General features: G+C 57.8%; 13 protein-coding genes. 8 read left to right on the top strand and 5 right to left on the bottom strand.

Translation table 11 applies throughout. From position 1 onward, the window contains the following. The first annotated feature begins 198 nt into the window (after window positions 1-198). Genes hemA through kdsA form a run of 6 tightly spaced genes read left to right on the top strand, consistent with a single transcriptional unit; the run spans window position 199 to window position 5504 of the window. Complete coding sequence (gene hemA / locus LAC65_RS08875) at window positions 199-1455, top strand: glutamyl-tRNA reductase (protein ID WP_039384948.1); 1257 nt, start codon at window positions 199-201, stop codon at window positions 1453-1455. A 41-nt stretch (window positions 1456-1496) separates the two neighbouring features. Next, entirely contained in the window at window positions 1497-2579 is a 1083-nt protein-coding gene (prfA, locus tag LAC65_RS08870; RefSeq protein ID WP_039384946.1) for a peptide chain release factor 1, read from the top strand. Further along, the gene (prmC, locus tag LAC65_RS08865; protein WP_039384944.1) at window positions 2579-3409 is read left to right on the top strand and encodes a peptide chain release factor N(5)-glutamine methyltransferase; all 831 of its coding nucleotides are present in this window, start codon (window positions 2579-2581) and stop codon (window positions 3407-3409) included. The genes prfA and prmC overlap by 1 nt, the downstream gene beginning before the upstream one ends. An 11-nt stretch (window positions 3410-3420) precedes the next feature. Then, complete coding sequence (locus LAC65_RS08860) at window positions 3421-3819, top strand: SirB2 family protein (RefSeq protein WP_039384943.1); 399 nt, start codon at window positions 3421-3423, stop codon at window positions 3817-3819. Continuing rightward, window positions 3816-4625, top strand: a complete 810-nt coding sequence (sirB1, locus tag LAC65_RS08855) for an invasion regulator SirB1 (RefSeq protein ID WP_039384942.1) — start codon at window positions 3816-3818, stop codon at window positions 4623-4625. The genes LAC65_RS08860 and sirB1 overlap by 4 nt, the downstream gene beginning before the upstream one ends. A gap of 24 nt (window positions 4626-4649) precedes the next feature. Further along, window positions 4650-5504, top strand: coding sequence for a 3-deoxy-8-phosphooctulonate synthase (gene kdsA, locus LAC65_RS08850; protein ID WP_039384940.1), 855 nt, complete (start codon window positions 4650-4652; stop codon window positions 5502-5504). Between the two features lie 63 nt (window positions 5505-5567). Here kdsA and chaA read toward each other — a convergent pair whose 3' ends face one another. Beyond that, window positions 5568-6653, bottom strand: coding sequence for a sodium-potassium/proton antiporter ChaA (gene chaA, locus LAC65_RS08845; protein WP_039384935.1), 1086 nt, complete (start codon window positions 6651-6653; stop codon window positions 5568-5570). A 366-nt stretch (window positions 6654-7019) separates the two neighbouring features. Between chaA and chaB the strand changes: the two genes are divergently transcribed. Next, the gene (gene chaB / locus LAC65_RS08840; RefSeq protein WP_039384929.1) at window positions 7020-7250 is read left to right on the top strand and encodes a putative cation transport regulator ChaB; all 231 of its coding nucleotides are present in this window, start codon (window positions 7020-7022) and stop codon (window positions 7248-7250) included. A 231-nt stretch (window positions 7251-7481) separates the two neighbouring features. Further along, window positions 7482-8156, top strand: a complete 675-nt coding sequence (locus LAC65_RS08835) for a gamma-glutamylcyclotransferase (protein WP_166713929.1) — start codon at window positions 7482-7484, stop codon at window positions 8154-8156. Here the strand turns inward: LAC65_RS08835 and LAC65_RS08830 are convergent. The 4 genes from LAC65_RS08830 to tagH all read right to left on the bottom strand — a co-directional run bounded on the left by LAC65_RS08830 (window position 8153) and on the right by tagH (window position 12502). Beyond that, a complete protein-coding gene (locus LAC65_RS08830; protein ID WP_039384927.1) occupies window positions 8153-9568 on the bottom strand; it encodes a serine/threonine protein kinase in 1416 nt (471 codons plus the stop codon). The genes LAC65_RS08835 and LAC65_RS08830 overlap by 4 nt on opposite strands. A gap of 64 nt (window positions 9569-9632) precedes the next feature. Continuing rightward, window positions 9633-10583 (bottom strand): hypothetical protein, encoded by a 951-nt coding sequence (locus tag LAC65_RS08825; protein ID WP_039384926.1) that lies wholly within the window; start codon window positions 10581-10583, stop codon window positions 9633-9635. A 15-nt stretch (window positions 10584-10598) separates the two neighbouring features. Then, window positions 10599-11375, bottom strand: coding sequence for a PP2C family protein-serine/threonine phosphatase (locus tag LAC65_RS08820; RefSeq protein ID WP_039384925.1), 777 nt, complete (start codon window positions 11373-11375; stop codon window positions 10599-10601). Beyond that, the gene (gene tagH, locus LAC65_RS08815; protein ID WP_039384924.1) at window positions 11372-12502 is read right to left on the bottom strand and encodes a type VI secretion system-associated FHA domain protein TagH; all 1131 of its coding nucleotides are present in this window, start codon (window positions 12500-12502) and stop codon (window positions 11372-11374) included. The genes LAC65_RS08820 and tagH overlap by 4 nt, the downstream gene beginning before the upstream one ends. Window positions 12503-12521: the final 19 nt, after the last annotated feature.

Below are 12521 nucleotides of genomic sequence, written 5' to 3'. Positions count from 1 at the left end.
AGACACGTTTTTAATTCGTAACCGATAACGCTAACTGCCCGCCTGAGAACCGTCAATGCCGGCCAGCGGAAAATTGCGCACGATCAGTTTAATCTTATCACTGTCATAGTCTTTGTATGGCTTTCCATGATCTGCCGCATCTTGTAGAATGCGCTTCACAAAACCAGACAATCAATGGGACTTCCCAGCCGCAATCACATGACGCTCCTGGCACTCGGAATCAATCACAAAACTGCTCCTGTCGCTCTGCGTGAACGCGTGTCGTTTACGCCGGACACGCTTGACCAGGCGCTGAACAGCCTGCTGTCGCAGCCAATGGTACAGAGCGGGGTGGTACTCTCGACCTGTAACCGCACCGAACTCTACCTCAGTGTAGAGCAGCAGGCGGATTTGCAGGAGAAGCTGGTGCGCTGGCTATGTGATTATCATAATTTGCCGGAAGCGGACGTACGCAACAGCCTTTACTGGCACCAGGATAACGCTGCGGTCAGCCATCTGATGCGCGTAGCCAGCGGCCTCGATTCGCTGGTACTGGGTGAGCCGCAAATCCTCGGTCAGGTGAAAAAGGCGCATGCCGACTCCTCACGCGACCGGGCGCTGACCAGCGAGCTGGAGCGTATGTTCCAGAAAACCTTCTCCGTGGCCAAGCGCGTGCGGACCGAAACCGAAATCGGCGCCAGCGCGGTCTCTGTTGCGTTTGCCGCCTGCTCGCTGGCGCGGCAGATATTTGAGTCGCTCAGCACCGTTAATGTGCTGCTGGTCGGGGCGGGCGAAACCATTGAGCTGGTCGCACGCCATTTGCGCGAGCACAGCGTAAAAAAACTGATGATCGCGAACCGCACCCGCGAACGTGCTCAGCTGCTGGCTGACGAGGTGGGTGCCGAGGTGATCAACCTCGCTGAGATTGAAACCCGTCTTTCTGAAGCTGATATCATTATCTCCTCTACCGCCAGCCAGCTGCCAATTATTGGTAAAGGCATGGTGGAGCGTGCGCTGAAAGCGCGACGTAATCAGCCGATGCTGCTGGTGGATATCGCCGTACCGCGCGACGTTGAGCCTGAAGTGGGCAAGCTGCCCAACGCCTACCTCTACAGCGTCGACGATCTGCAGGCGATCATTGAGCAGAATATGGCGCAGCGTAAAGCGGCAGCCCTGCAGGCGGAAAGCATTGTCGTGCAGGAGAGCGGAGAGTTTATGGCGTGGCTGCGCGCGCAAAGCGCCGGCGAATCGATCCGTGAATACCGCATGCAGGCAGAGCAGGTGCGCGCTGAACTGCAGGAGCGCGCGATGGCTGCGCTGCGGCAGGGAGCAGACGCAGAAAAAGTGCTGCAGGAGCTGGCACATAAACTCACCAACCGCCTGATCCATGCGCCAACCAAATCACTTCAGCAGGCCGCCCGCGATGGCGATGGCGAACGCCTGCAGATCTTACGCGACAGCCTCGGTTTAGAGTAATCTCCGCTGTCACGACCTATCACCGGGATACCTACAATTAGATGAAAAGCTCGATTATTGCCAAGCTGGAAGCGTTACAGGAACGCCATGAAGAAGTGGAAGCGTTACTGGGCGATGCCGGCGTGATTGGCAATCAGGAACGTTTCCGCGCGCTGTCACGCGAATATGCCCAGCTGAGCGATGTGACCCGCTGCTTCCGCAACTGGCAGCAGGTGCAGGATGATGTGGATACCGCTGAAATGCTGCTTGAGGACCCGGAAATGCGCGAAATGGCGCAGGACGAACTCAGAGTGGCGCGCGACAAACGCGAGGTGCTTGAGCAGCAGCTGCAGGTGCTGCTGCTGCCGAAAGATCCGGATGACGAACGCCCCTGCTTTATTGAAGTGCGTGCCGGAACCGGCGGCGACGAAGCGGCGATTTTTGCCGGCGATCTGTTCCGGATGTACAGCCGTTACGCTGAAGGGCGGCGCTGGCAGGTAGAGATCATGAGCGCCAATGAAGGCGAGCATGGCGGCTATAAAGAGGTGATCGCGCGGGTGACGGGCGAGGGCGCTTACGGGCGGATGAAGTTTGAGTCGGGTGGTCATCGCGTTCAGCGCGTGCCGGAAACTGAATCGCAGGGGCGTATCCACACCTCGGCCTGTACCGTGGCCGTTATGCCGGAGCTGCCGGAAGCGGAACTGCCGGACATTAATCCGTCCGATCTGAAAATCGATACCTTCCGCTCCTCAGGCGCGGGCGGACAGCACGTCAACACCACCGACTCGGCTATCCGCATCACCCACCTGCCTACCGGCATTGTGGTTGAGTGTCAGGATGAGCGTTCACAGCATAAAAACAAAGCCAAAGCGCTGGCGGTGCTGGGTGCGCGTATTCACGCGGCTGAGATGGCAAAACGCCATGCGGCTGAGGCATCAACCCGGCGCAACCTGCTTGGCAGCGGCGATCGCTCCGACCGTATCCGCACCTATAATTTCCCGCAGGGACGCGTGACCGATCACCGCATTAACCTCACGCTTTACCGGCTGGATGAAACCATGGAAGGCAAGCTGGATACGCTGATCGAGCCGATCGTTCAGGAGTATCAGGCCGATCAGCTCGCCGCGCTGGCCGGACAGGATTGATGGAGATCCGCCGCTGGCGTCAGCTGGCTATGACGGCGCTGAGCGGAGGCGAAAGTCCGAAGCGGGACGCCGAGATCCTGCTCAGCTTTGTGACCGGCAAAACGCGCAGCTGGCTGCTGGCCTTTGATGAGCACCCGCTGAGCGACGCACAGCTGGCACAGCTGGAGCAGCTGCTGGCGCGCCGTCAGCGGGGTGAACCGATCGCTCACCTGACGGGCGAGCGGGAGTTCTGGTCGCTGCCGCTGCGCGTCAGTGACGCCACGCTGATCCCGCGTCCGGATACTGAAGTGCTGGTGGAACAGGCGCTGCTGCGTCTGCCTGCGGGACCCTGTCACGTGCTTGATCTGGGCACCGGCACCGGTGCTATTGCGCTGGCGCTCGCCAGTGAACGACCTGACGCGCAGATCACCGGCTGCGATCGCATTCCCGCTGCCGTTGCGCTGGCGCAGGAGAATGCGGCACGGCTGGGTCTCACCAACGCCCGCTTTCAGCTCAGCCACTGGTTTGACAGCCTGCCTGCGACCCGTTATCACCTCATCGCCAGCAACCCACCTTATATCGACATGGACGATGCGCATCTGCTGCAGGGCGACGTGCGTTTTGAGCCGCGCAGCGCGCTGGTAGCCGATGACGCCGGACTGGCTGATATTCGTTTTATCATTCACAGCGCCCCGGCGTGGCTGCAGCCGCAGGGCTGGCTGCTGCTGGAACACGGCTGGCAGCAGGATGCCGCCGTGCGCACCCTGATGCTTGAGCAGGGCTATCAGCAGGTTACCACTCTCAACGACTACGGCGGCAATCCGCGCGTGACGCTTGGGCAATATGCATAAAGGGGCACTGGATGGCCAGCTGGTATCCGCAGATTAAGCAGTTTCATATTTTTATCGTGATAGTCAGCGTCAGCCTGTTTCTGCTGCGCTTTTACTGGCTGACGACCGCTTCAGGCTTGCTGCAGCAGCGCTGGGTGCGGATTGTGCCGCACCTGTGCGACACGTTTTTACTGCTGAGCGGCGCGCTGCTGGTGATAATTACTCACTTTTATCCTTTCACACCACAAGGAAGCTGGCTGACGGAGAAGCTGTTAGCGGTTATTATCTACGTCGCCTTGGGTTTTGTGGCACTGAGTCGTCGTCCGCGGAAGCTGAGCACGCGCTGGATCGCCTGCCTGCTTGCGCTGGTTGCTCTGCTGTTTGCAGGCAAACTGGCGATGACCAAAATGCCGATTTTGGGGATAGTATGACCTCATCAGTAGAATTTGATTTTAATGAATCACCGTTAAGTGAAGCGGTCATCGGCGCAACCTGCGCTATCCGCGACGATTTTTCCGCGCCTTCGGTTCAGCAGCAGCTGTCAAAACTGGTGGAAGAAGCGCGCGATTATATCAGCAGCGCCACAGATGCCGATCTGCGGCTGGAAAAGCTGCTGGAGCTGTTCTATCGCGAATGGGGCTTTGGCGGCGCCAGCGGTGTCTACAACCTGTCAGATGCACTCTGGATTGATAAAGTGCTGAAAAGCCGTCAGGGCACGGCGGTGTCGCTCGGCGTGATACTGCTGCATATCGCCGAGCAGCTGGAGCTGCCGCTGATGCCGGTGATTTTTCCGACTCAGCTGATTCTGCGCGCAGACTGGCTGGATGGCGAAATGTGGCTGATCAATCCGTTTAACGGTGAAACGCTCGATACCCATACGCTTGAGGTCTGGCTGAAGGGCAATATCAGCCCCACGGCCAAACTCTATACCGACGATCTGGATGAAGCCAAAACGCTCAGCGTAATGCGGAAAATGCTCGACACGCTGAAAGCGGCGCTGATGGAAGAGAAGCAGATGGAGCTGGCGCTGAATGTCAGTAAAGTACTGCTGGAGATCGATCCTGACGACCCCTATGAAATCCGCGATCGCGGTCTCATCTACGCCCAGCTGGAGTGCGAGCATATTGCGCTCACTGACTTAACCTATTTTGTTGAGCAGTGCCCGGAAGATCCGGTGAGTGAAATGATTAAAGTACAGATCCACGCAATCGAACAGAAACAGGTCACGCTACACTAAGCGTTGCCGGCATAAGGAAAGGTCATGACAGAGAAAGTAGTTAAAATTGGCGATATCGATGTCGCAAACGATCTGCCGTTTGTGCTGTTTGGCGGCATGAACGTACTGGAATCACGCGAGCTGGCGATGCGCATCTGTGAGCACTACGTGACGGTTACCGACAAGCTGGGTATCCCTTACGTTTTCAAAGCCTCTTTTGACAAGGCAAACCGCTCCTCGATTAAATCGTATCGCGGTCCGGGTCTGGACGAGGGGATGAAGATTTTTCAGGAGCTGAAGCAGACGTTTGGCGTGAAAATCATCACCGACGTCCATGAATCCTGGCAGGCGCAGCCGGTTGCCGATGTGGTTGATGTTATTCAGCTGCCAGCGTTTCTGGCACGCCAGACGGACCTGGTAGAGGCGATGGCAAAAACCGGCGCGGTAATTAACGTTAAAAAACCGCAGTTTGTCAGCCCGGGCCAGATGGGTAATATCGTGGATAAGTTTGCGGAAGGCGGTAACGATAAAGTTATCCTGTGCGATCGCGGCAGCAACTTCGGTTATGACAACCTGGTTGTGGATATGCTGGGCTTTAACGTGATGAAGAAAGTCACCAACAACAGCCCGGTCATTTTCGACGTGACGCATGCGCTGCAGACGCGCGATCCGTTTGGTGCCGCATCGGGCGGTCGCCGTGCTCAGGTTGCCGAGCTGGCGCGTGCCGGTATGGCCGTGGGTATTGCCGGCCTCTTCATCGAAGCGCATCCGGAGCCAAACAGTGCAAAATGCGACGGTCCTTCCGCGCTGCCGCTGGATAAGCTGGAGCCGTTCCTGGCTCAGATGAAAGCGATTGACGATCTGGTCAAGAGCTTCCCGGCGCTGGACACCAGCAGCTGACAGCCTCTGGCAAATAAAAAGGCACCCGTAAGGGTGCCTTTTTTGTTTTCGCGGTGTATCCGGTCAGAGCATTATTGTCAGCAGATAACCGGCGAACAGCGCCAGATGTGCCGCACCGTTAAGCACATTCGTTCGGCCGGTTGAAAACGAAATATGGCACAGGATCAGAACGGCGATGAGCATGACCATATGCGGTGGCTCCAGGCCAAAAATCAGCGTCTGACCCGTCAGCGTGGCGATGATACTGACCGCGGGCACGGTAAGTGAGATTGTCGCCAGCACGGAGCCGAAAAACAGGTTCATGGCGCGCTGCACCTGGTTGGTCAGTACCGCCCGGATGGCACCCAGCCCTTCCGGTGAAAGGATCAGCAGCGCGACGAGGAAGCCGGTAAACTGTTCCGGAGCGTTAAGCTCTGTGAGCAGCAGCTCAAGCGGGTTAGCGTTCATTTTAGTCACGCTGATAACCGCAATCAGATGGACGATCAGCCAGATTGTATGCCACAGCGAGCTGTGTGCTGAAGGCTTACCGTGATGCGGATCGTCCCCCTCATCCTCATGCTCATAGACAAACAGGCTCTGGTGCGTTTTGGTTTGAATCAGCAGGAAAACGCCATACATCGCCGCAGAGATAGCCGCGATAATCAGCGCCTGTGCGGTGGTGAAATTGCCGCCCGGCAGGGCGTTCGGGAATACCAGTACCAGAATGGCAAGCGGGAAGATGGCAATCATATACTGTTTGACGCCGGCCAGATTGACGTACTGAGTAGCGAATTTTCTGCCTCCCAGCAGCAGCGCGCAGCCTACCAGCCCGGATGTGACGATCATAATGATGGAATAGAGTGTGTCGCGCATCAGTGCCGGTGCGGCGTCGCCCGTTGCCATCAGCGCAGAGATCAGGCTTACCTCCAGAATCACCACGGAGAGGCTGAGGATCAGCGAGCCGTAAGGTTCGCCCAGCCGGTGAGCCAGCACGTCAGCATGGCGCACAACGCTGAAAGCGCTGCTCAGAATAGCCACCAGTGCCAGCAGGTTGATACCGATAACCGGCAGAAGCGCTGTCTGATCGCCAAAAAAGGTCAGCACCGTCAGCGCAGCAACGGGAAGAATCAGCGAAAACTCGCTGTGTCGTGTTTTCTCATGTCCAGGCATTCACCATCCCCATTAGCAAAATGTTTAAAAACCGGCGTCATTGCCTGTTAACTATACGCATTAATTACACTGGCGCAGTGTAGCTTTTCATCACTCGCTGAACAGTTTTTTTACGCGACTTTACTTTTTGCACTTTATTGCTCCTGGTGGCTTAAACAGGAAGTTATTTTCATATTTATATTTCAATTCAGCTAAATATAAACTGCGGTTAAGCAGACAGAGCACAGAAAATGTTGTTTAACGGCTGCAATGACAGGCTTTTTTTTGCCTTATGCAGGTCACTTCAGCTATGAGCGGCAAAAGACAGCATTTGCATTTTAGCTAAGCTGTTCCAGACTTTAAGTGATACCTGATACCGGAGGAGCTATGCCTTATTCATCAACCAGCGAACTGCCGGACAGCGTGCGTCATGTGCTGCCGGCTCATGCACAAACCATTTACCAGAACGCGTTTAACAGCGCCTGGGATCAGTACAAGGATAAAGAGGATCGGCGGGGCGACGCATCACGGGAAGAGGTCGCACACAAGGTCGCCTGGGCGGCAGTAAAGCATGACTACGTGAAAGGTGACGACGACAAGTGGCATCCGAAAAAGTAGTTGCTGCTGCGGGCCTGAAGAGCCCGCATCATCCCCGGTTTTAATCCTCTCATTATTTTTTCCCGCCCGCCGATACTCTGAAACAGTTCTTTATGTGAAAAGCGTCAGGACAATCTTGAAACCGCAGCAATGAATGCATTACTGTTTCTGACTGTGCCGACGCGCGTCGTTTTCGGGATACCGGTTCGGGATCCAGGCGTGCGGGATGCCAGGGCAGTAGAGGAGATCGCAGTGTTAACCCGGGAATTCTTACTTAAAGCCGATTGCAAAACATCCTTTGGTGATATCGATGAAGCACTGCTGTGGAGCTGTGAAAAGCGCGCCGCTTCGCTTTCTGCCACGCTCGCCTGTCGGCCCGATCAAAGTCCGGTGTGGATCTTTGGTTATGGTTCGCTGATGTGGAACCCGGTGTTTGACGCGGAGGAGGTGGCTTCGGGGCGCCTGGAAGGGTGGCATCGTGCGTTCTGCCTGCGGCTCACCGCCGGACGGGGCACCGAGGCCGCACCCGGACGCATGCTGGCGCTGAAAGAGGGCGGCAGCACCAGCGGCCTGGCCTTTCGTCTGCCGGAGGCGCGCCTGCATGAAGAACTGGAGCTGCTCTGGAAGCGCGAGATGATCACCGGCTGCTATCTGCCCACCTGGTGTGAGCTGCAGCTGGAGGATGGACGCTGCGTTACCGCGCTGGTGTTCATCATGGATCCGCGTCATCCGCTATATGAGGATGACTCCTGCCGCAGTACCATTGCACCCCTGATTGCGCAGGCGAGCGGGCCGCTCGGAACCAATGCGCAGTATCTTTTCTCGCTTGAGCAGGAGCTGGTCAGACGCGGCATGCAGGAAGCCGCGCTGACGCGTCTTGCCGCTGAGGTAAGAGCGCTGCAGCAGCGCAGCGCACCTCAGGCTTAATTACCGGGGTTAATGAGCCAGGTACCAGGCTGCTTAATCGTCAGGGCCTGGCTGCGCACCTGGTCGCCATGCCGCACCTCAAGACGATAGCTGCCGGCAGCGAGATTGAGTGACGCAAAACCGCTGCTGGCGGCTTTCACATCCTGCACTTCACCATTCAGCACGACGCTTTCGCCTGAATGCAGCTGCAGATAGATCGTGGCAATGGCAGGCGTACTGGCCGCCGCCGCCGGTACCTTCGTTGCTGCCGGCGCAGCGGCTTCCGGCGCGGCTGCGACCGGCGGCGTCTCACTGTGACGCACCGTCTGCCACACGACCAGACCCACAGCCAGCAGCGCCACAGCAGCCAGCGCCACTATACCCGGCGAGACGCGCCGGCCTGCTGCACTGCCAGCGATCGGCTCAGCGGCGGCGGCGGGATTCACCGCCACCAGCGGAGGTTCCGGTTCAGCGGCGGTCTCCGGCAGCCCGGCGGGCAGGGCAACAACCGGCAGCGGCGTGCTGAGCGCTTCGGCATCGCTCACCGGCAGATCGATAAGTTGCGCAAAGGCGTCGATGGTCTGCGGACGATCCTGAGGCTTCATCGCCAGCGCACAGTCGATGGCGTGCAGCAGCGGCAGGGAATAGCCTTCAGGCCGGGTGACGGCAAGCGGCTGGTAATTATCCTCAATGCAGCGCACTACGCTGACCGGCGGCGCATGGCCGGTAATCAGCGTGTGTAATACCGCCCCCAGCGCGTAGATATCGGTCCACGGACCCTGTTCAACCTCACCCTCTTCGCTATATTGCTCGATCGGCGCAAAGCCCGGCTTCAGCATGATTTCAGTTTCATCTGACAGATTGCCGATCTCTTTACGCGCTGAACCAAAATCGAGCAGTACCGGCAGCTGGTTATCCTGAATCTGAATATTATCCAGCGAGATGTCGCGATGCAGATAGCCGGCAGTATGAATGGTGTTGATGGCACCAAACAGCGGCGGAAGCAGGCGACGGATCCAGGCTTCATCAACGGCGTCAGACTGGCTCGCCTGCCACGCTTTCAGCGTCATACCGCTATAGAACAGCGTGCCCATATAGGCGGTGCCGTTCTCTTCCCAGAAGCGCAGCACGTGCAGCAGCCCCGGATGATTAAAGCGTGCCAGCAGGCGTGCTTCCTGAATAAAGCTGTTGCGGCCCGCGTTGAACAGTTTCTGAAAGCGCTCACCACGCAGTTCAAGCGACATGTCGGCAGCGCGCACGGCCAGCGACTGCGGCATATACTCCTTGATGGCGATAAACCGTTCCAGCTGGTGATCCCAGGCGCGGTAGACGATGCCAAAGCCGCCCCCGCCCACGACGTCCCTGATTTCAAACTCGTTAAACCGGTAGCCCGCAGGCAGGGCATTAGGGATATGATTTTCGTTTGCCGACATAGTGAGTTCTCTGAACACATCCTGTAGTGCCTGTTGCCGCGGGGCAGCAGGCAGCGATCGCTGATTAATTAATGTTACGCCAGGCACCGATAGCCGGATCGGCGAGATCCGCATGCAGGGTGTCAATCAGTAACACTGTCACTTTTTGCTGTGGCATAAACTGCGGCGACCAGATGCCGCGTAAACGATCGACCTGCGCTTTCACCGTGCTGCTGTCACTGCCAGCTTTTTTATCCATCTGAATCAGCAGGATACCGCCAAAGCGCCAGACATGCTCCCGCGCATCAAACGGCAACACCAGCCAGCTCCCGGCAGCGTCCGGCCGGGTCACAATCATTCGCTGTTTATTGACCGCGACAATCTCCAGCGGTTTGCTGCCGGTCGCGAGGCTGGCGACCGGATACCCCTGATAAAAGGTCACCGGCAGCGTTGCAGGTTCACCTTTACTCAGCAGCGTTATGCTGGCTGCGCCTTCCAGCCAGCCTTCCGTTGAGCAGCGCTGCGCCGGCGCATCAGGAATAAACAGCGAAGCACCTTTGTCGTCCCACCAGGTGCGGAAATGACAGCCGCCCGGCAGCGCAAAGTGCTGCAGCGGCGTGTTGTCCGCCGGACGGGAGAGATCCAGCGGTGCGGCGGTGGTGGCGCTGGCGCTGGCGGTTGCATCATTCAGGATAATCGGGCGCCAGTTCTGCAGTTTTGCTGCGCTGCCGTTAGCCAGCACGCTGCCTTCTTTGGTCATCATCTGCCACGGCAGCTCGTCAAGGCTGCCGCACTGGTTCGCCAGCAGCGTGCCTACCCGGGGCAGGAAGCTGGTGAGAATGCGCGTGTCGCTGCTTTTACCGGAGACAATACGTAACGGCAGCGTCTCTTTGCACCAGTCGTCGGGCGCTTTACTGGCAACGTTGTCGATCCAGACCTCGAGCGCCAGGCTGGGCGAATAGACCACCCGATAATCTTCTGCCTGTGCATTCTGGGCCAGCAGCAGGGCGGCAATGCCCGACAACCACACTTTCATAGGGATCCTTGCAAATCAATAGTGAGGCGGCACAAAGCGCGCCGCATCAGCCTGAGAATAGAGCAGCGTGGCATCCTGCGGTTCGCCAATCCAGATTGCCAGCGCGCTCAGGTTGTCCCGCTTGTCGCTGCGATTGACCGCCTGTTCCATCAGCGTCAGCCACTCTTCACAGGCGTTAACCATGCGTAACGCCTGTTCCATCTCCTGCGTGGTCAGGTTAAGCCAGAAGCCATCCGTGCAGACCAGAAACGCATCGCCGTCCTGGAGGTCAATCGCGCTGCTGAAGGTCACCGGGCGTACCGGCTCAGTGCCGAGGGCATTATAAAGTAAATTACTGTTAATGCCGGAATTTTCATAGCCTGCCTCTTGCAGATGTTGGGTCAGACTATGGTCCCGGGTTACCTCACATAGCGTACCATGACGAAAGTGATAAACCCGGCTATCACCGGCGTGCGCCCACCATGCACGCTGTTTTTCACGGTCAATAAACAGAGCCGCGAGCGTGGTGCTCATGCGGGAAAATTTCGGATTCTTCCCCTGCTCAGCCGCCAGCGTTTGCTGACAAAGAGTGATAGCCGCCTGGGTAGTGGCAGGCGTAAAGCTGCGGCTGTTTTGCACCGCGCTGAGGAGCGTATCGCGCACCAGCTGCGCTGCATAGTCGCCACCGGGTAATCCGGCTACGCCATCACACACCAGAAAGCAGGCGCGCTCGTCGTCGAGTTGCGCACCAGTGCGATCCTGATTTTCGTCACGCCGGCCCTGCTGACAGCGGCTGGCAAACATCATTTTCATGTCTCATCCGTCCGCGTCTGTGAATCTTTATACTGATTAACTTCCATGTCATACGCGTTGAGAAACGCTTCGCCAAACAGCGTATGGAAGTCATCTTCAATCTCGCCGGCAGTGCGCTGATAGTGTCGCGTAAAGGCGTCCCACAGGGCGGCCTTGCGCCCGCTGCTGAAGGCGATTTTAGGCAGAGCGCCATCCTCGCGCGCGCGATCTTCCAGCCGCTGCGGATTAAACGATTGCAACATGGCAGCAATGATCGCCCGGATACCGGCAATCATGCCCAGCTGATGCGCCTGCAAATCTACCAGCGCATCGCGCACTGCGGCTTCAGGCGGCATAAAACCCGGCATCTGGCTCTGATACATCTGCATCAGCACGGTTTTGCCGGAAGGCAGGATCTTAAACGGATTATTGGCTTCGTTCAGAATCATGGTCATATCCGCTTTCACGCCGCGCTTAAGAATTGAACGCGAGGAGAGCAGGGCAACGGTTCCCTGAGAAAACAGGCTGAGCATACGACCGGTAACGCGCATCTGCTCTTCACCGAGCGATGTCTGATGACCATTATTGAGTCCCATTCCCTCCAGCAGAGCGGCGATAAGCTTCTCCTCGCCGGCTTCTGCAGGCAGGCGGGTTTGCGGTGCGCTGTCTCGGGCGGGATCGATGGCCAGCCGCGGATCGGGCCGCCGCTCCTGACGTACCGGAGCAGGGGGTTCCGGCATCAGCTCAGCACTCAGGACGGCCTCCTGCTGCATGCCAAGTGGATCGCTGGCGTCCTCGCTAAAAAACGACAGCGGATCGTCCTGTAGCGCAGGCTGATGCGCAGGATCGGTAATTTCCAGCATATATTGACCAATCTGCAGCCGATCGCCATGCTGCAGCAGGGCCTGGGCACCCCGCTGCACCACCTGACCATTGAGCTCAATCGCCGTCACGCTGCCCTGTGCGGTCAGACGGCATTCCCCTTCGGCAGAGAGATGGACAAGCGCCTGCAGGCGTGAGATGGCGCGCGTCTCATCAGGCAGGATCAGATCGTTATCCTGACTGCGGCCAATGGTGCCGCCAGGCGGCATAAAGGTGACGCTTCTGGCGGGCACATCCGTATCGCACTGCACAAAGGTAAATTGCATGAGTCATCCCGTTAACAAG

This window comes from Pantoea eucrina (genome assembly GCF_020079945.1).
Classification (GTDB): Bacteria; Pseudomonadota; Gammaproteobacteria; order Enterobacterales; family Enterobacteriaceae; genus Pantoea; species Pantoea eucrina.
Note: the sequence above shows the minus strand (reverse complement) of the source record. Positions and strands in the feature narration are given on the sequence as shown.